Below are 26,037 nucleotides of genomic sequence, written 5' to 3' on the forward strand. Positions count from 1 at the left end.
GAGGTGTTGCATCCATATGCTCAGAAAATCAATGCGTACTTATACTCGCAACTCTAGACTCGCGACTCAAGACTCTTTACTTAGAACTTGGGTAGCACCTCAATTCTTGCTAAGTTTGGCAATAGTCCTCATTAACCAAGTAATAACTCTATTTCTCATGGCTTCTGATACTTCTGGTTTCACAGATTACTTTAACATAGATGACCTCCTGACAGATGAGCACAAGCTTATCCGACAGACCATGCGTGACTTTGTCAAGCGCGAAATCTCCCCAAATATTGAGAAGTGGGCGCAGGACGCACATTTTCCTTCTGAGATTGTCAAGAAGTTTGGCGACGTAGGCGCCTTTGGTCCTACCATTCCCACAGAATACGGCGGGGGCGGACTGGACTACATCAGCTACGGCCTCATCATGCAGGAGATTGAGCGCGGCGACTCAGGGATGCGTTCCACGGCATCGGTGCAGGGTTCTTTGGTGATGTACCCCATCTACGCCTACGGCTCTGAGGAACAGCGCAACAAGTACCTGCCTAAGCTAGCCAGCGGCGAATGGTTGGGTTGCTTTGGCTTAACCGAGCCAGACCATGGTTCTAATCCGGGCGGAATGACCACCAACATCAAAGACATGGGTGACCATTACCTGTTGAACGGTGCCAAGCTTTGGATTTCTAACTCACCCGAAAGCCAGGTGGCGGTGGTGTGGGCCAAAAACGAGGAAGGTAGGATTAAGGGTGTCATTGTAGAGCGCGGCATGGAAGGCTTTACCGCCCCCGAAATCCACAACAAATGGAGCTTGCGTGCCTCAGTTACTGGCGAGCTGGTATTTGACAACGTGAAAGTGCCCAAGGAAAACCTTTTGCCCAACATTGATGGCCTGAAAGGACCTTTGGGATGTTTGGATTCGGCTAGATACGGTATTGCCTGGGGAGCGATTGGCGCCGCCATTGACTGTTATGAGTCTGCCTTGAAATATGCCAAAGAGCGCATTCAGTTCGGTAAACCCATTGCCAGCTTCCAGTTAATCCAGAAGAAACTAGCCGAGATGATCACCGAGATCACTAAAGCCCAATTAATGGTTTGGCGTTTAGGCATGCTTAAGAACGAAGGCAAAGCCACTACTCAGCAAATCTCCATGGCGAAGCGCAACAGCGTGGACATGGCCTTGCACATTGCCCGCGAAGCCCGCCAGATTCATGGTGGAATGGGCATTACCGGCGAGTACCCAATCATGCGCCACATGATGAACCTGGAAAGCGTGATTACCTATGAAGGCACCCATGACATCCACTTGTTGATTACTGGCGCAGACATTACCGGTATTCAGGCATTTAAGTAATCATTGTTCGTTATTGGTTACTCGAATTCCAAGTAAAAACAAAAAGGCCACTACAGAAATGTAGCGGCCTTTTTGTTTTTGGGCTGTTTTCTTGGAAACAGGCCAAAAATGAATTGATGGAAGGGCTAACTTAACTTCTTTTCCCTCGCTCGACTCTGGCGAGTGTGAAGTACGTGCGGCGTCCCGCCGCTATACCAAAACGCACCCATTCTTTTGGTTAATTCGGCCAGAGGCCTGAGGTTGCCCACACTCGCCAGAGGCGAGTGTGGATTTTGCCTGTTTTCTGGGAAACAGCCCAAAAACGGCACTAGTTGTAATTCAGGTTCAGGATAATCTCCAGGCTGGCATGGGCGGGACCGCAGATATCATGCAGGTCTACCGTCCCGTTTTGACCTGCCTGCACCGCAACGCGTTTGGTGTCAATCTCAGACAAGGCCTTGTAAATGTACTCCAAGGCTTGTTTGGTGGCAAGTTGCACGTGCGCCGAGTTGTTGGTGAACTGTAAGGTCTTTATCAGGTGGAGAATCTCGTTGCATTGCGTCTGAAGTTCATGAAGAGCTTCCTTTTCATTAGTGGCTTCGCACTCCAAGTTTTCCATCAATACCTTTAAGGAGGCGAATGTATCTATGTTCATGTGATTGGTATAAAGGAAAGGTAAGCCGGTTCAGCTTGGTAACAAGGGCAATGCCATAATCGGTCCAATTACTAGATTAATGTTCCAGACTTGGAAGATGATAGAGGAGGGATCTATGTAAGGTATGCTAAATATATTAGATTCTTGGATGTATTTGGTAAAAATACTAGCAAAAAGATACGCTTTTACAGCTTTATATGGAGCGTTTTTACATCGATAGCTGTTATCTTTACAACTGAATCTTTGCTGTACTGCTAGGAGATTTTACACATGAGAGAAGATTATTTAAGCGGCGAAGCCGAGAACTTATCACCCGCTGAGAAGGAGTATGACAAAGCTCTTCGGCCGCTGGACTTTGGTGACTTCACCGGCCAGGACAAAGTGGTAGAAAACCTGAAGATATTTGTGGGCGCAGCCATCATGCGCGGCGAGGCCTTGGATCACGTCCTTTTACACGGACCTCCCGGCTTGGGTAAAACCACGTTGAGCCACATCATCGCCAACGCCTTAGGCTCCAATATCAAAATCACGTCTGGCCCCGTGTTGGACAAACCCAGTGACCTAGCTGGTCTACTCACGAATCTGGAGCGCAACGACGTGCTCTTTATTGATGAGATTCACCGCCTGAACCCCATTGTAGAAGAGTACCTGTACTCGGCTATGGAGGATTATAAGATTGACATCATGCTGGATTCTGGCCCCAACGCCCGTTCCGTGCAGATTTCACTCAATCCGTTTACCTTGATTGGCGCCACAACGCGTTCTGGTTTGCTGACCTCGCCACTGCGTGCGCGCTTTGGTATCAACTCGCGTTTGGAATACTATGACTCCAAGTTGTTGACCTCTATTGTGATGCGTTCCTCAGAGATTCTGGGAGCGCCTATTTATGAGGACGCCGCTTTTGAGATTGCCCGTCGTAGCCGTGGTACGCCGCGTATTGCCAACAACCTGTTGCGCCGTACCCGTGACTTCGCGCAGATTAAGGGAGACGGTACCATTACGGTTGACATTGCCCAATTTGCCCTCAACGCCCTGGACGTAGACAGCAACGGTCTGGACGAGATGGATAAACGCATCTTGAGCACCATCATTGACAAGTTCAAAGGTGGTCCGGTGGGTCTTTCTACTATTGCCACGGCCTGCGGCGAAGAAGCCGAGACCATTGAAGAGGTATATGAGCCATTCCTGATTCAGGAAGGCTACATTAAGCGTACCAGCCGGGGCCGTGAAGCTACGGAGGCCGCGTACCGTCACCTGGGTAAAATTGCGCCTAACCACGTGCGTAGCGGTACCTTGTTTGACCAGGCTGAGTAATTGGATTTATACATTGCATTAGAAAGCCCTGACTCATTTGAGATTCAGGGCTTTCTTTTTAGAAAATTATGTAGTTGTCGTTTTTAGCCTGTTTTCTAGAAAGTAGGCCAAAAACAGAATTTATAAGGCAACTGAAATTCTTTTCCGCCAATTTTGTTCCCACAACAGAAGCATCTCTCTTTTTCCAATGTTTAACCTCGCCCCAAAACATACGCAACTTATCAAGCAGAAGGCTCAGGAACTGGGCTTTATGTACTGCGGGGTGTCCAAGGCTGAGTTTTTAGAAGATGAGGCGCCTAGGCTGGAGAACTGGCTCAACCAGAATAAGCACGGCCAGATGCATTACATGGCCAACCATTTTGACAAGCGCCTGGACCCAAGACTACTGGTAGAAGGTGCCAAGTCGGTGGTGAGTTTGCTGTTGAATTATTTTCCAGAGGAAACGCAGCCGGAAGACACGCTCAAAATTTCAAAATACGCCTACGGGCAGGATTATCATTTTGTCATCAAAGACAAGCTTAAGACGCTATTTAATTACATTCAGGAAGAGATTGGCGAGGTAGGGGGAAGGGTGTTTGTAGACTCAGCACCGGTCATGGACAAGGTTTGGGCCAAGAAAAGCGGACTGGGCTGGGTAGGTAAGAACAGCAATTTAATACGTCCGGGAACTGGCAGTTTCTTCTTCATTGCCGAACTGATTCTGGACTTGGAGCTGGAGCCGGATGGACCCATCAAAGACTACTGCGGTACCTGTACCAAATGCATGGACGCGTGTCCTACAGACGCCATTTCACAACCGTATGTGGTAGACGGCAGCAAATGCATTTCTTATTTTACCATTGAGTTGAAAGACCAGATTCCTTATGAAGTAGACGGAAAGTTTGGGAACTGGGTGTTTGGCTGTGATATCTGCCAGGATGTGTGCCCGTGGAACCGGTTTAGCAAGCCGCACCAGGAGCCGGCCTTTGCGCCACATCCAGAGTTGCTCCGCCTCACCATGGGGGATTGGCAAGAGCTTACTCAAGATGTATTTCAGGATTTGTTCAGGAAATCTGCTGTCAAGCGCACGGGCTATAATGGATTGCTCCGGAACCTGCGCTTTGTCACAGCCGACGAGAAAACTGCCTAGGCAGCCATTACATTCCCGAATACCCGGTTCAAGATGCTGTCATACTTGTTGTTGTAGCGTTTGTAGCACCACTCTCTCAAGCTTTCCAGTTCATTTCTCACGAGCATACGGAGACCTTTTCTAAGCTCTTTCTCAAATAGTTTTTGATCAAAGCTCACTTTGTCCAAGATCATTTTCACATACTCCAACATGGCGTGTATAAGTGTTTATAGGTAAGGTATAAGTTGAATGGATTAGACTATACGTGCTAAAATTGCAAAAGATGCCTTTAAAACAGATGATTTTATACAAATTTAATAAAAAAAGGCAGCCCACAAGGCTGCCTTTTTTTATTTTCATAATGATGGGTGAAAAATTGCCTATTTGATAAAAGGATCTACAATCGCGAGCACTTGGGCCATGGTCAACGGCTCGTCAAAGGCCTCAGACGCGGCCTCGGCGGTGATGGTTACACTTCCAAAAGTACCCGTGATAGGCACACCTGCCTGCGTAGTCACTTCTTCCCCGTCATAAATGCCCTGGAAGGCCGCTGGCAAACCACCACGGTCTTTCAACGTGATCCATGGCTTGTTAGAGGCTACGCCTCCGGTGGCAGCGTCTCTGCGCATGCGGCGCAAGTGAGCAGCGTGGCGGGCTTCTACAGAGTGAATCTGCAGGGCAGCCTGTAACACGGCGTCATTGCTGATCAAAGACGGAGCGGCACCTTTATAGGCACGGACCCCAGTGTCTTCAAAGGCCTGGGCCACGGCCAGCATGGTGCCGTAGTTGGTGAAAGTGTCAGACAACAGACCACCGGCAGAATAGTCAAAGCTAGCCTGCGTGTACGTAGTGGGGGCACCACTGTTCAAGCTGGTTATGGCGCTTCTCAAGAAGGCTACGTGGTCTTCTTCATGGTCTCTGATGGTTTCAAAGGCCGTCTTAGCCGCAGCGGTAGGGAAAAGGTTGGTAGCAGCGGCTTGCTTGTAGAAGTAGTACTCCAGGTTCTCTAAGGCCAGGGCGTATTCCAGTACTTCTCTGATAGACGACGTGCTCTGACCATAGGCTTTGTTCAACACAGACCCGAAGGCCAATGGAACGGCGGCGGCAGCCAGCTTCTTGCCAAAACCGGCGAAGTGCTTGAACACCGCTCTTCTTGGGTCTAAGCGATCGTATACCTCTGGGTCTACTTTTTCTATTTCTTTGATGATGTTGAAGATATTCATAGTAGTCTGCTGCTTATTGGGTTGGTAAATTGCTTCCGTTTAGTTTTTCTTTCACAAATGGCTGAGCCAAGGCGAGTACCTGCATAGGCGTCAACGCCACGTCCAGGCCATTTTCGTCTACAATGTTACCAGCCGTAACGCCGGCTGCACCACTGGCGAAGGTTCCGTTAGAAATCATGTCCCTGATTTCGGCGGCGTGACGGGCCTCTACAGAAACAATTTTACCGGCAATGCCCAGGTACGCAACCCCGGCGGCAGAGATTAGCTTGCCAGCGCCGTTGTAGGCGGCTACTCCCAGGTCTTCAAAGGTTTTGGCGGTGGCCAGGATGGACTCACGGCTAGCCAAGGCGCTGGCCGGCAGGTTAGGCGTAAGGCTTGGAATGATCTGGCTGGCGGCCGCGGCGGTGATGGCTTTTTTGAAAAACTCGCGGTGCGCAATCTCATGGTTTCTAATGTCGGTCAAAGAGGCTCTCTCAGTGGCATTAGGAAACAAGGTGTTGAAGTTAGGCAAAGCGACTACGGCCGTGTAGAAGGCGGCTTCCAGTTGCTCCAGCGCATAGGCGTAATTTAAAATGCCCACGTCTCCAGAACCTAAGTTTACGGAGTCATCGGTGACAACCATGTCATCTTCATCATCGTCGTCGCAGCTGGTGGTGAGCACTACCGCGGTGGCGGCCATGGCCACTCCTGTGTACTTCAAGAAGTTGCGTCTGTTGAAGGGGGTGTTGATCCTGTTTTCTGTTTCGTCTACAGGGGTGGGTTCTAGGTTTTCTGCCATAGTTTTAAAGTTTGAAGTGTAACATAAGAATGGACCTTCTGCTTGGGTCAAGCTTTAAAGGGACCGGTGACCTCCGGCGCCGCAGCCTCCCGGATTTCAGCGAGACCTACGAGGCCGGCCCGGGGTCCGGATTTTGGGAGGGGCGAATTTTTTTCGGGAGAAGTTATTTCTTCTTTGCGCGGCGGGTCTTTTGCAGGAAAGAGAGGGCACTACGGCGGTAATTCGTATTTTTGGCAATAGGCAGCGCTAATGTGCGTTTTTAGCCTGTTTTCCAGGAATTAGATGAAAAAGGGAATTGCGGTCTTCTGTTGGATATTGCTCTGGGCAGGCACCTGCTGGGGGCAGACCCTGTCCATTGAGTACGGCCCGGCCACTATTCCCATAGACCAGTATTTTACCATCTCTGTTAAGGCATCGCCTAACAAACCGGCCAAGGTAGAGGGTTTTCCTGAGGTGGAGGGATTTCAGAAAAGCACCCGCCAGCTGTCTTCGTCTACCTATAAAACCGGAGAGCAGATTACGGTGGTGTACACGCTCACGCAGCGCTATGCTCCGCTCAAAGAAGGCGAGTTTAACGTGAAACCGTTTACCCTCACGGTAGACGGCAAGACGGTGGCCGGCAAGGCCATTAAGGTGAAGGTTGGCCCGCCGCAGCCGGTCAAGCCCGCCCAGGATTCACTGCCCGCCGCCCCCCTGGTGGCCCCCGCACCAGAATTTGTAGACGTGAAGGAGAATGCCTTCCTCACCTTGTATGTGCCCAAAAAGCGTGTGTTTGTGGGGGAAAGCGTGCCTGTCTCTCTCTGGTTCTACGTAGCCGACACCGACCTTGGCTTGCTGGACTTCTATCAGTTTGAAACGCAGATCATGGACATTGTGCGCCAGTTAAAGCAGCGGAGCGCCTGGGAAGAAGTGCTGGAGCAACAGGAAATCCAACCCGAAAAAATAAAAGTAGGAGACAAGGCCTTTACCCGGTTCAAGCTGTATGAGTCGGTGCTGTTTCCTATTACGGCGCAGGCGCTGCAGTTCCCGGGGGTGCAACTGCAGATGGTCAAGTACAAAGTAGCCAAGAACCCCAGCCTGCTCACCCAGAATAGACTGCCAGAATATAAAACCTACAGCACGGCGCCGCAGTCCATAGCGGTGCAGCCTTTGCCGCCGCATCCGCTCAAAGACCAGGTGCCGGTGGGCGTGTTCAGATTGCAGGAACAACTGTCTAGAAACGCCATCTCAGTGAACCAGAACGGGGTGTACCAGTTTAAAGTGGAGGGCGAAGGGAACATTGGCGCGCTGCCGCCGCCACATACGTTGTGGGCTTCCAGTGGAATAGAAATCTACCCGCCCGAGGTGCGCCAGTACAAGAACGCCGCCAATGGCAGAATCTCTGGCGGGAAGACTTTCCGGTATTTTATTGTGGGCCGGCACCCGGGCACGTACCCTTTCAAGACCTTGTTTCAGTGGGTGTATTTCAATCCTGTTACCGCGCGCTATGATACCTTGCAACCCAAACTGACCCTTCGGGTGCGCGGACAGGAAGACCAGAATGCCTTCATCAGGGCGCAGGACGTAGGCAATTTCTACGACATCATTGAAAACGAAAGCAACACCCTGGCCGGGTTAGACCATATGCAGGAGGCCCGGCGCTATACCAACATCGCCCTGGCGGTAGTGCTGGTGGTGGCCCTGTTTATATTTATCAAGAAGAACTCATGAGCAATACCTACGGATCTATCTTCAGGATTACCACCTTCGGGGAATCACATGGCACGGCGGTGGGCGTGGTGGTAGACGGCTGCCCCGCCGGCTTGCCAATTACCATTGAAGAGATCCAACAAGCCCTGGATAGACGCCGACCGGGTCAGTCCAAAATCACCACGCCCCGCGATGAGAAAGACCAGGTGCAGATTTTGTCGGGTATTTTCAACGGACAGACGCAGGGCACGCCCATTGCGCTCACGGTCTTCAACAAGGACCAGGCCAGCCATGACTACACGCACATTGAGCAAGCCTACCGGCCATCACACGCAGATTACACCTACACCGCCAAATATGGCTCCCGCGACCACCGCGGCGGCGGCCGCAGCTCCGCCCGTGAAACGCTGGCCCGCGTGGCCGCTGGCGTACTGGCGCAGAAGTTTCTGGCGCAGCAGGGCATTCAAATCACCGCCTACGTGTCACAGGTAGGCAACATTCACGCTCCGGCAGATTATGCTCAGCTAGATTTGGGCCAGGTAGACAGCAATATTGTGCGCTGCCCAGACCCAGAAACTGCCCAAGCCATGATTCAGTTGATAGAAGAAACCAGAGATAACCTAGATACGGTGGGGGGTGTGATTACCTGCGTCATAAAAGGCGTACCGGCCGGGTTGGGCGAACCGGTGTTTGACAAGTTGCACGCCGAGCTAGGCAAGGCCATGCTGAGTATTAACGCGGTGAAGGGCTTTGAGTACGGCAGCGGGTTTGCCGGCGTGAGCATGTACGGCTCGCAGCACAATGACGCTTTCTACACCGATGAGAATGGCCAGGTAAAAACGCGTACCAACCACTCAGGCGGTATTCAAGGAGGGATTTCTAACGGGCAGGACATCTACTTCAGAGTGGCGTTCAAACCTGTGGCTACCATTTTGCAACCCCAGACCAGCATTGACCAGAGCGGGCAGGAGATCACGCTGCAAGGCAAAGGCCGCCATGACCCGTGCGTGCTACCTAGAGCGGTGCCCATTGTAGACGCCATGGCCGCCCTGGTGCTGGCCGATTTCGTGCTCAGACAGCGGGCCAATAAAATGAACTAGCAGCGGTTTTTAGCCGGTTTTGTCAGATTTAAGCCAAAACTAGAGTTTTATCATCTGGGCCGCATCTCTACTTAAGTAGGCTCCAATAAACAAGCAAGGTCCCGTTTTTGGGCTGTTTCCTGTAAAACAGCCCAAAAACGGGACCTTGCTTTTATGCAACGCTTCTCTCTTTTACCTGATGACCAGCAGCCAGATCAGGAACAAGATAGGCAGTAAGTATACCAGAGAGTATTTGTAGACATAGGTGAAGAACGGAGGCATTTTCACACCGGCCTGCTCGGCAATGGCTTTCACCATGAAATTAGGGCCGTTGCCAATATAGGTCATGGCGCCAAACAACACGGCTCCAATGGAAATGGCCTCCAGGGTAACCAGCGTTGCATGGTTGGGAACGCCTTGGGCAAACTGCTGCACCTGATGGATGCTACCATAGTCCATGCCGTATTTGGCCATGCCCAGTGACAGAAAGTTGGCATAGGTAGGAGCGTTGTCCAGCACGCCAGAAAGAGAACCGGTGGTCCAGTACAGCATGCTGGGCGTTAGGTAGCCCGAGAACTGCGGGCTGGCGGCCAGCTCAGCGGAAAGCTGCAGTGCCGGCATCATGGTAAAAAATATCCCGAAGAACAGAAACACCACTTCCAGAATGGGCTCAAACGAGAAATGGTTACCGTTGAGGGCCGTTCGGCTGGCAAATTTAAAGCAGAAGGCCGCCGCCGCCAATTGCACCAGCTCGCGGACGAAAGAAACCTTGATGCCGCCTTCCATGGGAATGTAAGGGAGCCACTCAAAGCTGGACGGATTCAGGAAGGTAGCCCCAATGATCACGGCCAGCCACAGAATGTTGCGCTTGCCCGTGAAGTAAAACTCGGTTTTGGCCTCAATCTTTTCTTTCACGCCAGGCTTAGGCTGGTAGCCTACTTTGTTCATTCTGTCTCTAAAGAAGAAGATAAGGCATAAGCCACCTACCGCCATGATCCAGGGAATGAACAAATTCTGCAGCGTCCAGAAGAACGGTACGCCCTTCAGGAACCCGATGAACAACGGCGGATCGCCCAGCGGCGTAAGCATTCCGCCGGCGTTGCTCACCACAAAGATGAAGAACACAATCTGGTAGGGTTGTATGCGGTGGTTGTTCAACCGGATGAACGGCCTGATTAAAAGCAGAGAAGCACCCGTAGTCCCGATCACATTGGCCAGGCACGCACCCAGAAACAGAATGGCCACGTTAATAAGAGGAGTGGCATTGGCATTGGCGTTGATGTAAATGCCCCCGGCGGCTACGTACAAGGCGCTCAGGAGAATGGCGAAGGAAGCATATTCGGCTAAGGTCTCAGCGGGCAGGTGGGTGTCTTGCAGCACTACCAGGTAGTAGGCCAGCACCAGCAGCCCCAGCCCCACGGCAATGGCCTTGTAGTACTTGTGCCAGAAATGCGAAAAGAAGATGGGCCCCGTAGCAATAAGGCCAATGAGCAGCAGAAAAGGGAAGATAAGGTAACCAGGAATGTCGTGCGGCGTCACCGCTAAGAGTACAGACGCTTCAAGCATGGGTGAAATCAATGATGGAACATACGTAGTGAGTAAAGTTAAGCTTTATATGATAAACGGGTGGCTCTTTTTGGGTTGGTTTCAGAAAACATACCAGTCACGGGCGGCGGCTAGTGCTACTTTCTATTGTATTTCTCCCTAATTTTGGAAACTTAATGCAAGTGCCTCAGGTTTTTATAACAAAGCAAGATATAGCCATGACTGATAATACCACCAAACCAATTTCTGTTTACGCAGAAGCCAACCCCAACCCAGAATCCATGAAGTTTGTGCTCAACTCTTCGCTGCTAGGCGAGGGACAGAGCGTGGACTATGCCACGGTAGAAGCGGCCGTAGATTCTCCGTTTGCGCAGGAGCTGTTCAACTTTGAGTACGTGTCCAGAGTGTTCATTGCCAGCAACTTTGTGACCGTGACCAAGAACACCGCAGACCAGTGGCCAACCTTGATCCCAGAGCTGAGAACGTTCATCAAGTCGTACGTAGAGGCGGGCGGGCCTATCTTCATTGGCACGCCGGCGGCTACCAGCGCAGCCACCACAGAACTGCCTACCAACCTGTCTGCCGAAGACGCAGACATCTCACAGAAGGTGATTGACCTGTTAGAGAACTACGTGCGCCCGGCGGTAGAGCAAGACGGCGGTAACATCACGTTCAAGTCATACAACGAAGGCATTGTGACCGTGAACCTGCAAGGCTCTTGCAGCGGCTGTCCTTCTGCCACGGTTACCTTGAAAGCCGGTATTGAGAACCTGCTCAAGCGCATGGTCCCCGAAGTGAAAGAAGTAGTAGCCGAAGGCGTGACCTTGTAAGCGACACAAAACTTTTTTTAAAAGCCCCGGCCCAACCGCCGGGGCTTTTTGTTTTTCACCCCAAACCGCGCAAGGCCGTTTTTAGGCTATTTTCCAGGAAATTGCCCAAAAACGGCCTTGCGCTGGAAGAAGATGGTTTTGGACCAGTGCGCAGTTGAGCAAAGGAAAGAGAAGAAAGCTAGTTGAAATTAGCCAATACCAAGAAGCCACTGCCTGCGTATACGGCCTACAACTAAAGCAAATTATGTCCTCAGCCGCCATCATTCTTGAAGATCCAAAGCCGCACCCTACCAAGTTAAAGGAACTGGCAGCCACTGCCATCTGCGGCAATGACATCACCTCTTCTTGTCTGTATGTTTCCGCCCTGGCCATTGTGTATTCGGGGCAATATGCGTGGGTGGCGCTTTTGATGGTGGGCGGCGTGCTGTACCTGTTCAGGAGCATTTACGGCGAAGTGGTAGGCGCCCTTCCTTTGAACGGCGGCGCGTACAATGCCTTGCTCAACACTACCAGCAAAAGCACGGCCTCTCTAGCGGCCTGCCTTACCTTGCTGTCTTACATGGCCACGGCCGTAATCTCTGCCAGTGAGGCCATGCATTACGTGCACCACCTGTGGGAGGGACTGCCCATCCTGTATGCCACCATTGCCCTGCTGGCAGTGTTCATGGCCCTTACCATCATGGGCATTGGGGAGTCTTCCATTGTGGCGGTCATCATTTTCCTTACCCACATCACCACCCTCACGCTGCTGGTGGTGGTGGGATTTGCCTTCCTGTTTTCGCATGGGTTTGACACCTTGGCCTTAAACTACAGCCAACCGGTGCAGGGCAGTATCTGGAAGGCGCTGTTCTTCGGGTTTGCGGCGGCCATGCTGGGGATTTCGGGGTTTGAGAGTTCGGCTAATTTTGTGGAGGAACAGGCCCCCGGGGTATTCCCTAAAACGCTGCGCAACATGTGGCTGGCCGTGACCGTGTTCAACCCGCTAACTGCGTTCCTGGCTATTGCCATCATTCCCATGGCGGCGGTTGCTCAGAACCAAACTGCCCTGCTGGCCTATCTGGGCGAAGTGGCCGGCGGTCCCTGGCTGGCTACCCTGGTGTCTGTGAATGCGGCCTTGGTCTTGAGCGGTGCCGTACTCACCTCTTATGTGGGCGTGACGGGTCTGGTACAGCGCATGACCTTAGACCGGTGCCTGCCGCAGTTTCTGCTCATCACCAACAAGAAAGGCTCGGCGTTTCTCATCATGATTTCTTTCTTCCTGCTGTGCGTCTCCATCTTATTGATCACGCAGGGAGACATAAGCGCCTTGGCGGGCGTGTACACCATTTCCTTTCTGTCAGTGATGGCCTTGTTTGGAGCAGGCAACGTGTTGTTGAAAGTGCGCCGGAAACGGTTGCCCCGGCCGGTGCGGGCCTCTGCCTTTGTTTTGGTGCTGGCCATTTTTGCTGTTTTAATGGCCTTGTTGGGTAATGCTCTTCTCAACCCGGCTTACGTGTGGGTGTTTCTCAAATACTTCATCCCCACGGTGACGCTGGTGTTCATTATGCTCTACCGGATTGAACTGCTTGGTTTTTTAGCCTACATGGTGCGCCAGATAGAGGAGCCGGTCAACAAACTCCTTCCGCTTAAGTCTAGTTCTATACTTCGGTTGATAAGCCGTATCCGGTCGCAGGAATTTGTGTTTTTTACCAAGGGAGACAACATTGCCAACATCAACAAGGTCATGCGGTACATTGTGGAGAATGAGCACACCAATCGGTTGAGAATCGTGAACATTCTGCGGGAAGGGGAAGAGCCGCCCAAAAAGCTCATGCATGAAGTTGAAGTGCTGGATGCCGCCTATCCAGAGCTTGTAGTGGACTTTATCATCTTAAGGGGCACGTTCGGGCCAGAGCTTATCCAAGAACTTTCCAACAAGTGGGGCATTCCCAAGAACTTCATGTTCATTGGTTCGCCGGGAGACCAGTTTCCCTATGGCTTGCAGGAACTGGGAGGCGTACGCCTGGTCATTTAAGAAACGCCATCTTCTATCGTTTTTGGCCTTTTTTCCAGAAAATACGCCAAAAACGACAGGAGAACAATCCTTTCATCTGCCCAGAGGCATTACTTAGTAATACAGTTTCCTTTTCATACATAGGCAGAAGTCAATTGAATACGCGTCTGCCACAAGGCATCCAAAATATTTGAAATCAGATCTCTCTTGCTTTGCGAAGTATCATAAACAAGAAAGCCCGGCAATATGCCGGGCTTTCTTGTTTATGATACTTCCTCTGTTTACTATGAAACAATCACAGGCTTGGCAGAAGTGGTGGTAACGTTCTCTTTGTCTACGTTGGTAGTGTCCACTACAATAGGAGAGGCAATGAACAAGGTAGAATACGTACCGGTCAAAGAACCTACCAACATGGCAAACGAGAAGCCTCTCAGTGTTTCACCACCAAAGATGAAGAGCACGATCACTACCAGCAATACCGTTAAGTTGGTAATGATGGTACGGCTAAAGGTGCTGTTCAAGGCTGGGTTTACAATGTCTTTGAACTTCATGCGTGGGTTTTCCTGCGTGTATTCCCTGATACGGTCAAACACTACCACGGTATCATTGATGGAGTAACCAATAATAGTGAGGATGGAGGCAATGAACACCTGGTCCATCTCAAAAGAAACTCCAAACAGGTTGGCAATGGTAAAGGCAGAGAATACCACCAACACGTCATGGATCAAGGCGATTACCCCGCCCAAGCTATACTGCCAGCGGCTGAAACGGAAGGCCAGGTAGAGGAAGATTCCGGCAAAAGCCAGCAACACGGCAATAACCGCCGTCTTCTGAATGTCATCGGCCATGGTAGCACCCACTTTAGAAGAGCTTACGATTTTAGGACTCTGTGCCTGGTATTCTTTCAAGCCTTGCACCAAGGCCGCCTGAACGGTTTCATCTGCCTGGGTAGACTCATCTTCCGCCAAATAACTGGTGGTTACTTTTAAGCGGTTAGTGGCACCATACGTTTTTACTTCGGTACCTTTTCCCTGGAACTCGTCATCCAGGGCAGAACGTACGTCAGATGCCGGAACGGCAGAGGTAAAGTCTACCACGTAAGAACGGCCTCCTTTAAAGTCAACCCCAAGAGGAAGTTCTCCCTTGATGAACACGGCGGCAATACCAAAGGCAATAAGCACGGTAGAGAAAAGATAGGCCTTCTTGCGATTGCCCAGAATGTCAAACTTGATGTTCTTGAACCAGTTTCTGGAAAGCGGCGTCTCCAGGGATAGGGTGCTGGCTTTTTCGCCTTTCGCCATCCACTCAATCAGGATTCTTGAAACGTACACGGCAGTGAAGAATGAAGTGGCAATACCAATCATCAAAGTGATGGCAAAACCTTTCACCGGCCCAGACCCGAAGAAGAACAGGATGATACCGGCCAGCAACGTGGTCACGTTGGAGTCAAAGATGGAGCTGAATGCTTTGCTATACCCTTTCTTGATGGCTTCCTGAATGTTAAGCCCGGCGGCCATTTCTTCTTTGATACGCTCAAAGATCAATACGTTGGCATCTACAGACATACCCATGGTCAAGACCATACCAGCAATACCAGGCAAGGTAAGGGCGGTGCCAAACTGGGCCAGAATACCAATGATGAAGAAGATGTTGAACAACAAGGCAATGTTAGCGATGATGCCACCTTTTGCATAGTAGGCAATCATGAAGATTACTACCAATACCAAACCAGCCAAAGAAGAAATCAAACCTTGGTTAATGGCTTCCTGACCCAGCGACGGACCTACAATGGCCTCTTCCACAATGCGGGTAGGCGCTGGCATTTTACCAGCTTTCAAGATATTGGCCAAATCCTGGGCCTCGTCAATGGTGAAAGAACCAGAGATGGAAGAGCTACCACCGCTGATCTCATTCTGTACCACTGGCGCAGAGTACACATAGTTGTCTAGCACAATGGCTACCTGACGACCAATGTTGTCTGCCGTTAAACGCTGCCATTTCTTAGAACCGGCCACGTTCATGCTCATGTTTACTTCTGGCTGACCTGTTTGGCTGTAATCCTGGCGGGCGTCTGCAATGTACTCACCTGTCAGAGGTGCTTTGCCGTCACGGCCTTTCTTCACGGCAAACAGTTCCAGGAACTCAGCACCGTCATTGGCCACGATTGGTTTCACGCTCCACAAGAACTTCATGTTCTGCGGGAACAGGGCGCGTACTTCTTCCTTGGCAAACAAGGCGTTTACTTTGGCAGTGTCACGTACGTTTGAACCCAAACCACCCGGAAGCGGCGTGAACAAGCGCGACAACAGTGAGCTTTGGTTGGTGTTTAAAGAGTCAGTTTTGGCTTTGGCAGTGTCTACTTTGGCCAGTTGGTTGGCAAGAGCGGTAGTGTCACCAGCGGCTTTGGCTAGCGTAGTGTCTGCTGGAGCCGCAGCGGCCGCCAGGGTAGAGGCACCAGTGGTAGAAGTACCTTTTAATTTGTTGGCAGACTCTTCTTTCACCAGGTAGTCATTCAGTTGGGTGAAATAAGGAGCGAACTCATCTGTGCGCCATACTTCCCAGAACTCCAGATTAGCAGTTCCTTGCAACAATCTACGAACACGCTCAGGATTGTCTACACCCGGTAATTCAATCTGGATGCGGTTGGTGCCTTTCAGTTGCTGAATGTTAGGCTGGTTTACGCCAAACTTGTCAATACGGGTGCGCAAGATGTTGAATGAACGGGCAACGGCGTCATTTACCTCACGGTTGATTTCTGCCAGTACATCTTTGTCTGAAGAAGCGTAGCTTAAGTTGCGGTTGGCGCTGTTGGCAAACAATGAAGACAATTTGGCGTTAGGGGCAATCTCGCGGTAAGAGCGGTAGAACAGGTCTACAAAGTTCTCCTGGCTGTTTACCTGCAGTTTCTGAGCCTGCGCAATGGCTTTTTCAAACGCCGGGTCTTTGCGGTTGCCGGCCATGGCTTTGATGATTTCCACTGGAGAAACCTCCAGCGTCACGTGCATACCGCCTTTTAAGTCAAGACCAAGGCCCAATTCGCTTTCTTTGATTTCCTGGTAGGTGTAATCCTTGCCCAAGAAATTCCAAACCGGAGCTTTCCAGACAGAGTCCAGATAGGTTTGCTTTTTATAGTGGTCCACCTGCCCTGAGGCGTTGGTGGCATAGGCCGTGGCTTTGTCTTCCACCTTACCTGATACCAGAGAGAACGATAGATAGTACAGGCACAAGACCGAGACTATCACCGTCAGGAAAATAAGAAATCCTTTGTTACGCATGAGTTTTGTAAAATGTATTGAAATGGATGGTAATACTACAGAAGCTCTCTGCCGTGTTCAAAGCCATTAATAGGCCGTGCCAGCAGAAAAAAGCAAATAAATTCAATGGATAGGGAGTCACCCACGCGCCAGAAAGGCCAGCGGGCGGCGGCAACACGCGTTAGGGCGCGTTGGGCGAAATAGGTTGGGTGGTCTGTTGAAGGAGGTAGAACGTCCAGTACGCCAGAGGCGCTTTGGTGCTTACATTTTGGACCGTAGGGGCAGAGAATGAAAACGATGGCAGCAGAGTGGGTTCTGCCAGTAATACGTCTGTAAACGAAGTAGTGGCCTCCAGGGAAACCTTCTGCTTAACCACTGACCCCTCTGCGTGGTGGTGGGCTTTTACCGCGGCTTCCTCCGCTGGGGTGGAGGCGGTATGGGCAAAAGCGGGCAGCGCCCGATGGTTCACCGTCAAGACGAGCAACAGGGCCAGGCTAGTGCATAGCAGGCGCCAATGGTGCGATATGTTTTGTCCGGTTTTCATCTGTATAAGCAAAGATATAGGAATCTGGCATAAAACAAAAGCCACTGCCTTACACTCAGGTAAAGCAGCGGCTTTCAAAAAGAGTTCCAACCGGTTTGGGCCGGGGTTGTGCTATTTAGATATTTTTGAGTTCAGGTAGGTCACCAAAACCTCCAGGCCTTTGTCAAAATGACGGTTGTTGGGAATGATCACGTCTGCGTCATTCTTGAAAGGCTTGATGTATTTCTCATAGGTAGGAGCCACGTGGTTGGTGTAGCGGTACAGCACATCATCCAGGTCATAGCCGCGTTCTACCTTGTCTCTAATGATGCGGCGTTGCAGTTTAATGTACTCTTTGGCGTCTATGTACACCTTCAGGTCCAGCAGGTTGGCCACTTCTTCAAAATAGAAGACAAAGATGCCTTCCACTACCACAATGGGGGCCGGCTTGAATTCCAACTGGCGCGGAACGACGTTGGGGTTGTTGAAGGTGTATTCCTTGCGGTGGATGGTCTCGCCCTGGCTTAGTTTGAGAATGTCCTGGGCGTAGGCGTGGCTGTCAATGGAAGTGGGCAAGTCAAAGTTCAGGACGCCCTGCTCGTCTTTGAACTGCTTCTCCCGGTCATGGTAATAATTGTCTTGTGAGATGAGGCAGATGTCCTCAGGTGCATATGAAGCCAGTAACTTACTCAAGAAGGTGGTTTTTCCTGAGGCGCTTCCTCCCGTAATGCCTACAATGAACGGCTTTTGATGCATAAGTGCAATTGGTTTACGGGGTGCAAAATTAGGTTTTTAGATGCAGGCCGCCTAATGAAGCCTTAAAAGAATTTGCTCAGGTGCCGGTTTGCACATAGCGGTGCCGCAAGAACGAAACCAACTGCTGCACGGCCCGCGCCCGGTGGCTGATTTGGTTCTTCTGCTCGCTGCTCATCTCGGCAAAAGACAAAGAACTGGTCTCTGGCGCGAAGATGGGGTCATAGCCAAATCCGTTAGTCCCTTTGGGAGCCTCCAGAATGTGACCCTCCACAATGCCGTCAAAGTAATGCAACTCGCCCTCCTCCAGAATCAAGGCAATGGACGTCCTGAACCGGGCTTTTCTGTTTTTCTGGCCTTGCAGGTTGTTCAGCACCTTCTGCATGTTGGCCTGGTTGTCACGTGCGGGGCCTGCGTAGCGCGCTGAATACACACCCGGCTCTTGGTTCAATGCTGCTACCTCCAGCCCCGTGTCATCTGCGAAGCAAGGCGTCTTGAACTTCTCCCAGACGTACTGCGCCTTTTGCAAAGCATTGCCTTCCAGGGTGTCCTGGTCTTCGGCTAGCTCCTCGGTGCAGCCCAGTTCTTCCAGGCTCACCAATTCAAACGGTGCGCCCAGCAATGACTGGATTTCTTTTAGTTTATGGGCATTGTTAGAAGCGAAGCAGATTTTCATGACAGTGATCAGTTAACAGTAAAGAGTAAACAGTTGGTAGTAACCAATAAATAGTGAGCAGTAAACTAGGGAACAATATTAATATTGTTGAAGCCGTTTTTGGCCTGTTTTGAGTGAAACAGACTAAAAACGGAAATCTCCTTTTATCCTGTTCACTGATTACTCCTAACTGTTCCCTGCTAACTGTTTACTGTTACATCAAATACGCCCCAAAAGTCTCGTCGTTCAATTCTACTTTCACGTGCTCTTTTAGCGTAGTGGCCAGGGAGTAGCCGGTGTAGGTGGCAGAGATGGGGTAGAGTGGGTGGTGGCGGTCTACCAACGTGGCAATCTCCAGTTTCTTGCAGTCCTTCTCCAGAAAGGCCCGCAGGGTGTAGGCCAGCGTTTTGCCGGTGTTCAAGACATCATCCACCAGTACCACCACGGTGCCTTTCAAAGACTCTGGGCTGGGTGTGAGGGTGAGGTCATGCTGCAAGGGCTGGGTTTTATGCAGGCGCACCTCCATGAGGTCAACGGGCAGGGGAGAGACGTTTTTCAGTTCCTTGGCCAGCAGTTGGGCCAGGAGATAGCCGTTTTCATGTATGCCGGCCAGCACCAGGCGCTCCTCTTCAAAATTGCGCTCATAGATCTCAAAAGCCATGCGCGTAATCTTCTGGAGGATGGCTTGCCGGTCCAGAATCAGGTTATCTGTGGTAAAGGCCATGGGCAGCGTAGCGGGTTTACGTGAGTGATGCGGCCAAATTACTGAATTATTTACAGAACAGGCCAGGCCCCGGTAAACCATGGCTCTTAAATATTTTGAGGTTATAGTTTTGAATGTGCACAAGAAGTGTTAATTTTGCCACCTGATTCTAGAAATGCGTCTTTAAAAATACAGCAATACAATGAGAAAGGACATTCATCCTGAGTACAGAGAAGTAGTTTTCCAAGATACTTCCTCAGATTTCAAATTCATCACCCGCTCTACCATGAACTCTAGCGAGACTATCACTATGGAAGACGGCAAAACGTATCCAGTGATCAAAGTAGAGGTTTCTTCTGCTTCGCACCCTTTCTACACTGGTAAAAACCTGTTCGTGGATACTGCAGGACGTATTGACAAGTTCAAGCAGCGTTACAAAAAATAAGCGATTTCTTCGCCTCACCGTATAAAGGTCTTCCTGAATTTTTTTGGGAAGACTTTTTTATTTTTGACCATGAACATCATCCTCTTCGACGACCCCGCCCTACGGGCCAACCTCCTGCCGTTCACCTACACCCGCCCCGTGGCCGACATACGGGTAGGCATCCAGACCATCTCTGAGAAATGGGCGTATGTCTCCCAGGGCCAGGTTTCCTTCCTGACCCAGGACTACCTCCAGCAGAAGTTCGCGCAGCAAACCACTGATGCCAATCTGTATGTAAACGGCGCTTTGTGTCCCACAGAAGGATTGTTTGGGCAGGTGCAGCAGTTGAAGGAGGGCCAGGCGCTTTATGCCGGAGAAACATTGTTGGCGGTACATGCGGGAGCGAAGACCTTTGCTTCTATTGAGGACTTGTACGCAACCTTTAGTGAGGAGAAAGTGCATGTAGAGGAGGCAGACGTGGTGCTAGTAGAGAACTCCTGGGATATTTTCAGGATCAACGGCGCCCAGATCAAGGCAGACTTCGCCCGCCTGACCAAAGGCCGAACCAGCCAGCCCATCAATGACGAGCATACCATTGTCTACGCCCCAGAAAACATCTTTATTGAGGAAGGCGTCAAAATTAGAGCTGCCATTTTAAATGCTGAGGACGGGCCTATATATTTAGGCAAGAACAGCCAGGTGCATGAAGGAGCCATCATCAAGGGACCTTTTGCCTTAGGCGAGGGCAGTAACGTGAACATGGGCGGCAAAATGCGCGGCGACATCACCATAGGGCCTTTCTGCAAGGTGGGTGGCGAAGTGAGCAACTGCGTCTTCTTCGGATTTTCCAACAAGGGCCATGAGGGTTTCTTGGGCAACTCAGTGGTGGGTGAGTGGTGCAACTTCGGGGCAGATACCAATACCTCCAACCTCAAGAACAACTACGCCAAGGTAAAACTCTGGCACCACACCAAAGAGCGCTTCGTGGACACCGGCCTGCAGTTCTGCGGCCTCATGATGGCCGACCATGCCAAATGCGGCATTAATACCATGTTTAACACCGGCACGGTAGTAGGCGTGGGCGCCAATGTATTTGGTGCAGGCTATCCCAGAAACTTCATCCCGTCCTTCTCCTGGGGCGGTGTGACCGGCTACGAGACCTTCCAGCTCCGCAAAGCCTTTGAAGTAGCACAGGTAGTCCTGGAACGCCGTGGCCTCCCGCTCACCGATGAAGACAAAAACATCCTCACCCACGTCTTCGAACAAACCAAACCTTCCCGTACTTGGGAGAAGACAGCGTAAGACGTAAAAAAGTATATATTCCAAAACTCCCGTTTTTGGCTTATTTCTCAGGAAACAGGCCAAAAACGGGAGTTTTGTTGTGGGTCTTCCCGCCTGCAGGGCGATATAGGCATTGCAACTCCTCCAATACCAACCCGCCTGCCCGCGACTGAGGGCAAAGAGACTGGTTGATTTAAGTCTCTTTGCCCGAGGGAGATAGCAGTGGCCTGTCCAACAGCAAAGGCCTAAGCTAACTATGAAACAGATCACCTCAACCAGGTGCAGAGAATGAAGAAAAGCTGTCTGAGCGTCAGCGAGCTTCTTTTCTTCTTGATTCTTTTGGTTACTTTTCTCATCAAGGAGAAAAGTGACAAACGCGGGCAGGAAGTAAGAAATGATTGATTGCAGAAGGAAAGATATGGGAGGATTATCTGCTGGTGTAAACACCCCTCTGCGCTCCCCTCAAGGGGAGAGTCCGCGTTGAATAACCGCATTGAGCGTAAGAAACAAAAACCGTTTTCCGCCTGATTTCTGAAAAATAGCCTAAAAACGCCGGCACTCTCTTATCTTTACAGTTCATCTGAAAACAAGCCATCTAGCCTTGTTTCTAATCTAGAACCCATCGTGCAGTTTTCTCAAATTTACGGCCACCAGGAAACCAAGCAACTGCTGTTGAACTCGGTGCAGGCACAGCACGTGGCCCATGCGCAACTGTTCTTCGGGCCAGAAGGTGGAGCTAATTTAGCCTTGGCGCTAGCGTATGCCCAATACCTGAACTGCGAGACGCCTACGGCAGAAGATTCCTGCGGCACTTGTTCCAGCTGTTCCAAAATCAGTAAGCTTATTCACCCAGACGTCAATTTTGTGATGCCGGTGACCAAGACCAAAGACCAGTCCGAGGCCCTGAGCAAGCACTTCATCAAACACTGGCGCACGTTCCTGGCCGACAGCCCCTACCAGACGCTCAATGACTGGATGCAGTACATCGGTGCCGACAACAAGCAAGGCAACATTGCCCGCGAGGAAAGCCGCGAACTCATCAGAACCACCGCGTTGAAAGCCTTCGAGGCCAAATACAAAGTAGTCATCATCTGGCTTCCTGAGCTGTTGCACTCGACCACCGCCAACGCCTTACTCAAGCTCTTAGAAGAGCCGCCCGCCGCGACGGTATTCCTGTTGGTGAGCAACTCCACAGACAAAGTGCTGACCACCATTCTGTCACGTACGCAACTGGTGAAAGTGCGCATGTTCACAGAAGAAGAGGTGATGCATTACCTGACAGAACAGCAGAATGTTGACAAGGACACCGCTTACCAGGTGGCGCAGTTGGCCGAGGGAAACTTGCAGGCGGCACGCGTGCTGAGCAAAGAGATGACCTCAGACTATTTCACGTTTTTCCTGAGTTGGATGCGCCTGTGCTACAACCACAAGTTTGACGGCATCATTGAGCAGAGCGAAGATTTCCAGAAGCTGGGCCGTGAGAATCAGAAGAACTTCCTGCAGTTTGCCTTGAATTTGTTGCGCAAGGTCTTGTTGTATGGCGTAGATAGTCACTTGATTACCTTCTTGCCGGCGCCTGAGATGGATTTCGTGCAGAAGTTCTCCAAGCTCATTCACCAAGGCAACGGTGCCCAGCTTTCTGAGCAGATTAATGAGGCGCATTACCACATTGAACGGAACGCTCACCCCAAGATTACGTTTTTAGATACGTCTATTCAGATTGCGCACTTAATCAGGCCAGTCGCTTAAATAGAATATATGCAAGCAGATACAAACTCACCCATCATAAGAATTGGTACCCGCGGAAGCCGTCTGGCGCTTTGGCAGGCGCACCACGTAGCGGACACCCTGCGCGCCCACGGCATGAAAGTGGACATTGTCACCATCACTACCAAAGGCGATTTAGTTTTAGATAAGTCCTTGGACAAAATAGGAGCGAAGGGTGTCTTCACCGAAGAGTTGGAGGAAAGCCTGCGCGACGGAAGCATTGACATTGCCGTGCACAGCGCCAAAGACGTTCAGTCTAGCATTCCCGAGGATTTGGAACTGTTGGCCTTTATGGAGCGCGAGAAAGTGCATGACGTGGTGATATCTTTTGACCCGCTGTTCAAATTAGGCGAAGGCCAGCAAGTGATTGGCACCTCGTCCACGCGCCGCCGCTCCATGCTCAAGCGCTTTTACCCAGACGTGATTACCGCCGAGTGCCGGGGTAATTTGCAGACCCGCATCCAGAAGCTGAAAGACGGTCAATACGACGCTATTCTCTTGGCTTATGCCGGCGTGGCCCGCATGCAGTATGACCACATGATTGCCCAGCATCTGCCTTTGGATAAATTCATTCCGGCCGCCGGGCAGGGGAGCGTAGCCATTGAATGCGCCAAAACCTTGCCATTAGAGCGTAAGCTGAAGTTGAAGGAAGCCTTGGACCATGCCCCAACGCATTCTTGCCTTGCCGCTGAACGTGCTTACTTGCGCACCATGGAAGGCGGTTGTAGTATTCCGTCCTTCGCGCTGGCTACGCTAGAGGGTGACCAACTGACCTTAAAAGCCGGTATCATCAGTCTAGATGGTGAAGAGTTTATCTTGGAAGAAACAACAGGTGATAAAGAGCAGGCAGAAACCATGGGCGAACAACTAGCGCACGTAGTGTTAAGCCAAGGCGGCGACCGCATTTTGCAGGAGATTCGTGCTACCAAGCACTAGGAGCTTGTTTATGTTTTGGTTTTGCCAGCGAAAAGTGGAAGCAGAAGGTTCTGGCGAAATAATTTTTGAGCAGCATAGCAGCGCTACGGTGAGAAAAAATTATGAAGACAGGTTCTTTTGATGCCGCTTTGCAGCGCAAAAAGAAAACATATACATGCTCCAAATTCGTTTTTAACCTAATTTCCAGAAATCAGCCTAAAAATAGAATATGTTGAAGAAAATCGCCCTCTTTTTTAGCCTTTGCCTGCTCGTTGCCGTGCAGACGCAGGCCCAGAAGAAAAGCAAGAAAGACTACCTCGTCACCATCACCACGTCGCAAGGAGTTATGCGCTTGGTGTTGTTTGAAGACACGCCCAAGCACCGCGACAACTTCCTGAAACTGGTGAAGGACAAGTACTATGACGGCACTACCTTTCACCGCATCATCAAGGACTTCATGATTCAGGGCGGCGACCCGAACACCAAGAATGACAACCCCAATGATGACGGCGCCGGCAACCCAGGCTATACCATTCCTGCGGAGATTTTGCCTCATCACAAGCACATATATGGCGCTTTAGCTGCCGCTCGTCTCAGCGACAATATGAACCCGAGCAAGGCCTCCAGCGGTTCGCAGTTTTACCTGGTAGAAAACAAGGAAGGTGTTCCGTTTCTGGATGGTAACTACACGGTGTATGGCCAAGTCATTGATGGGTTATCGGTGATCGAAAAGATTGCCGACCAGCCTAAAAACTTTATGGACCGGCCCACCACTGACATTAAGATGACGGTGACGGCCAAGAAGATGAAGAAGAAACAAATCACCAAGCTCTACGGCTACCACTACGAATAACCACCCGCTATGAAAACCATCCTCATTACCGGCTCCAACGGGCTGTTGGGCCAAAAACTGGTAGACCTGTTGCACACAGAAGCATCGGTGAAAATTATTGCGTCCTCGCGCGGCACTAATAAATTGGCGGAGATTTACCCGAAGGCAGCCTTCGTGGCCATGGACGTGACCAACGCCGATCAGGTAGAAGAAGTAATTTCTGAGACCCAGCCTACGCACATCATCCACACAGCGGCCATGACCAACGTGGACGACTGCGAAAGCCAGCGCGAAGAATGCTGGAAGCAGAACGTAGAAGCGGTAGAGAATCTTGTCAAAGCCAGCGAGCGCCACGGCGTGCACCTCATCCACCTCTCCACAGACTTTATCTTCGATGGAGAAAAAGGACCTTACGCAGAAGAAGCCGAAGGAAACCCCGTGAACTTTTACGGGGAGAGTAAGCTGGCCGCCGAAGAACTGGTAAAGCAGGCTGCCTGCAAGTGGGCCATTCTGCGCACCGTGCTGGTCTTCGGGATTGTTCATGATTATGGTCGGTCCAACATTGTGCTGTGGGTGAAAGGCAGTCTGGAGCAAGGCAAGCAAATAAAAGTAGTCAATGACCAACTGCGCACCCCAACCCTTGCCGAAGATTTGGCGCAAGGCTGTTGGCTGGCCGCCAAGCATGACGCGCAGGGCATCTTCAACATCTCCGGCGAAGAACTGCTTACGCCTCACCAAATGGCCCTGCAAGTAGCCGACTATTTCCACCTGGACAAAAGCCTGATTGAAGAAGTAGACGGCACGCTCTTCACGCAACCGGCCAAACGTCCGCCGCGCACCGGTTTTGACATCACCAAGGCCAAGACGCAACTGGGTTATCAGCCGCATACTTTCAAAGAAAGCATCGCCATTGTAGCGGGGCAGATTCAATAAATTAGTCCTGAGTCTTGAGTCTGGGAATCTTAGGAAGTAGATTAAAGTGTTTTCCGTTTTTGGCCTGTTTTCTGGAAAAGAGGCCAAAAACGGAAACGCAAAAGACCTCACAGTTTTGGAAAACCTGTGAGGTCTTTTGCGTTTAGAGCGTAGACACCTGTAGGATCTTCGCACACTACGAGGTCTTCTCCCCGTGGCGCAAGCGTCCGCAGGTGTCCGCATGCAATGATGATTCCTCCTCCTTGGCCTGTCCCCTGACAGGCCAAACCAATGGCCTATGAACCGTTAAAGTGTTGGCCTGTCGGGGGACAGGCCAAGGGGTGGAGATTTTGTAGAGTAACGGGCACTTCCTTGTCTCCTGACGCATTCCAGTTCTATTATGCGCGCGGACACCAGCGGACGCTTGCGCCATGGAAGGAAAGTAATGAAATAATGGCTGCCAGAAACGACCTTATCAAAAACAAGGGC

At 50.9% G+C, this 26,037-nt stretch carries 22 protein-coding genes; 13 read left to right on the top strand and 9 right to left on the bottom strand.

Translation table 11 applies throughout. The features are described 5' to 3' along the window. The first annotated feature begins 157 nt into the window (after positions 1-157). Positions 158-1,336 (top strand): acyl-CoA dehydrogenase family protein, encoded by a 1,179-nt coding sequence (locus tag GU926_RS16590; protein WP_160693847.1) that lies wholly within the window; start codon positions 158-160, stop codon positions 1,334-1,336. 307 nt (positions 1,337-1,643) lie between these two features. Here the strand turns inward: GU926_RS16590 and GU926_RS16595 are convergent, their stop codons facing one another. Continuing rightward, positions 1,644-1,970, bottom strand: coding sequence for a hypothetical protein (locus GU926_RS16595; RefSeq protein ID WP_160693849.1), 327 nt, complete (start codon positions 1,968-1,970; stop codon positions 1,644-1,646). A gap of 270 nt (positions 1,971-2,240) precedes the next feature. Here GU926_RS16595 and ruvB point away from each other — a divergent pair, with 270 nt between their 5' ends. Together ruvB and queG are read left to right on the top strand one after the other, a co-directional pair. Next, positions 2,241-3,284, top strand: a complete 1,044-nt coding sequence (gene ruvB, locus GU926_RS16600; protein WP_160693851.1) for a Holliday junction branch migration DNA helicase RuvB — start codon at positions 2,241-2,243, stop codon at positions 3,282-3,284. Between the two features lie 187 nt (positions 3,285-3,471). Continuing rightward, positions 3,472-4,413, top strand: coding sequence for a tRNA epoxyqueuosine(34) reductase QueG (queG, locus tag GU926_RS16605; protein WP_160693853.1), 942 nt, complete (start codon positions 3,472-3,474; stop codon positions 4,411-4,413). 359 nt (positions 4,414-4,772) lie between these two features. Here the strand turns inward: queG and GU926_RS16615 are convergent, their stop codons facing one another. Together GU926_RS16615 and GU926_RS16620 are read right to left on the bottom strand one after the other, a co-directional pair. After that, entirely contained in the window at positions 4,773-5,615 is an 843-nt protein-coding gene (locus GU926_RS16615; protein WP_160693857.1) for a ferritin-like domain-containing protein, read from the bottom strand. 13 nt (positions 5,616-5,628) lie between these two features. Continuing rightward, a complete protein-coding gene (locus GU926_RS16620) occupies positions 5,629-6,393 on the bottom strand; it encodes a ferritin-like domain-containing protein (protein ID WP_160693859.1) in 765 nt (254 codons plus the stop codon). A 282-nt stretch (positions 6,394-6,675) separates the two neighbouring features. On the opposite strand from GU926_RS16620, the gene GU926_RS16625 reads away from it, so the two are divergent. Together GU926_RS16625 and aroC are read left to right on the top strand one after the other, a co-directional pair. Continuing rightward, positions 6,676-8,103, top strand: coding sequence for a BatD family protein (locus tag GU926_RS16625; RefSeq protein WP_160693861.1), 1,428 nt, complete (start codon positions 6,676-6,678; stop codon positions 8,101-8,103). Continuing rightward, positions 8,100-9,182: a chorismate synthase gene (aroC, locus tag GU926_RS16630; protein ID WP_160693863.1), complete on the top strand. Its 1,083-nt coding sequence runs from the start codon at positions 8,100-8,102 to the stop codon at positions 9,180-9,182. The genes GU926_RS16625 and aroC overlap by 4 nt, the downstream gene beginning before the upstream one ends. Before the next feature lie 171 nt (positions 9,183-9,353). On the opposite strand, the gene GU926_RS16635 is transcribed toward aroC, so the two are convergent. Then, a complete protein-coding gene (locus GU926_RS16635; protein WP_160693865.1) occupies positions 9,354-10,727 on the bottom strand; it encodes a sodium:proton antiporter in 1,374 nt (457 codons plus the stop codon). 197 nt (positions 10,728-10,924) lie between these two features. Between GU926_RS16635 and GU926_RS16640 the strand changes: the two genes are divergently transcribed. Both GU926_RS16640 and GU926_RS16645 read left to right on the top strand, forming a co-directional pair. After that, positions 10,925-11,536 (top strand): NifU family protein, encoded by a 612-nt coding sequence (locus GU926_RS16640; protein ID WP_160693867.1) that lies wholly within the window; start codon positions 10,925-10,927, stop codon positions 11,534-11,536. A gap of 244 nt (positions 11,537-11,780) precedes the next feature. Continuing rightward, positions 11,781-13,550, top strand: a complete 1,770-nt coding sequence (locus tag GU926_RS16645) for an APC family permease (protein ID WP_160693869.1) — start codon at positions 11,781-11,783, stop codon at positions 13,548-13,550. A gap of 263 nt (positions 13,551-13,813) precedes the next feature. Here the strand turns inward: GU926_RS16645 and secDF are convergent, their stop codons facing one another. The 5 genes from secDF to GU926_RS16670 form a co-directional block, all read right to left on the bottom strand. Then, a complete protein-coding gene (gene secDF / locus GU926_RS16650) occupies positions 13,814-16,804 on the bottom strand; it encodes a protein translocase subunit SecDF (RefSeq protein ID WP_160693871.1) in 2,991 nt (996 codons plus the stop codon). Positions 16,805-16,964: 160 nt separating this feature from the next. After that, complete coding sequence (locus tag GU926_RS16655; RefSeq protein ID WP_160693873.1) at positions 16,965-17,327, bottom strand: hypothetical protein; 363 nt, start codon at positions 17,325-17,327, stop codon at positions 16,965-16,967. Positions 17,328-17,438: 111 nt separating this feature from the next. Next, a complete protein-coding gene (gene udk, locus GU926_RS16660; RefSeq protein WP_160693875.1) occupies positions 17,439-18,062 on the bottom strand; it encodes a uridine kinase in 624 nt (207 codons plus the stop codon). Positions 18,063-18,138: 76 nt separating this feature from the next. Then, entirely contained in the window at positions 18,139-18,735 is a 597-nt protein-coding gene (locus GU926_RS16665) for a non-canonical purine NTP diphosphatase (protein ID WP_160693877.1), read from the bottom strand. A gap of 193 nt (positions 18,736-18,928) precedes the next feature. Next, positions 18,929-19,438: a phosphoribosyltransferase family protein gene (locus GU926_RS16670; RefSeq protein WP_160693879.1), complete on the bottom strand. Its 510-nt coding sequence runs from the start codon at positions 19,436-19,438 to the stop codon at positions 18,929-18,931. A 181-nt stretch (positions 19,439-19,619) separates the two neighbouring features. On the opposite strand from GU926_RS16670, the gene GU926_RS16675 reads away from it, so the two are divergent. The 6 genes from GU926_RS16675 (at position 19,620) to GU926_RS16700 (ending at position 25,569) form a co-directional block, all read left to right on the top strand. After that, positions 19,620-19,862, top strand: coding sequence for a type B 50S ribosomal protein L31 (locus tag GU926_RS16675; protein ID WP_160693881.1), 243 nt, complete (start codon positions 19,620-19,622; stop codon positions 19,860-19,862). A gap of 69 nt (positions 19,863-19,931) precedes the next feature. Continuing rightward, positions 19,932-21,143, top strand: coding sequence for a GlmU family protein (locus GU926_RS16680; RefSeq protein ID WP_160693883.1), 1,212 nt, complete (start codon positions 19,932-19,934; stop codon positions 21,141-21,143). 603 nt (positions 21,144-21,746) lie between these two features. Next, on the top strand, positions 21,747-22,871 hold the full coding sequence (locus GU926_RS16685) for a DNA polymerase III subunit (RefSeq protein ID WP_160693885.1): 1,125 nt from the start codon (positions 21,747-21,749) through the stop codon (positions 22,869-22,871). A 9-nt stretch (positions 22,872-22,880) separates the two neighbouring features. Next, on the top strand, positions 22,881-23,825 hold the full coding sequence (gene hemC / locus GU926_RS16690; protein ID WP_160693887.1) for a hydroxymethylbilane synthase: 945 nt from the start codon (positions 22,881-22,883) through the stop codon (positions 23,823-23,825). A 208-nt stretch (positions 23,826-24,033) separates the two neighbouring features. Further along, positions 24,034-24,657, top strand: coding sequence for a peptidylprolyl isomerase (locus GU926_RS16695; protein WP_160693889.1), 624 nt, complete (start codon positions 24,034-24,036; stop codon positions 24,655-24,657). 9 nt (positions 24,658-24,666) lie between these two features. Then, positions 24,667-25,569: an SDR family oxidoreductase gene (locus GU926_RS16700; RefSeq protein ID WP_160693891.1), complete on the top strand. Its 903-nt coding sequence runs from the start codon at positions 24,667-24,669 to the stop codon at positions 25,567-25,569. Positions 25,570-26,037 lie beyond the last annotated feature (468 nt).

It is taken from the genome of Nibribacter ruber (genome assembly GCF_009913235.1).
Classification (GTDB): domain Bacteria; phylum Bacteroidota; class Bacteroidia; order Cytophagales; family Hymenobacteraceae; genus Nibribacter; species Nibribacter ruber.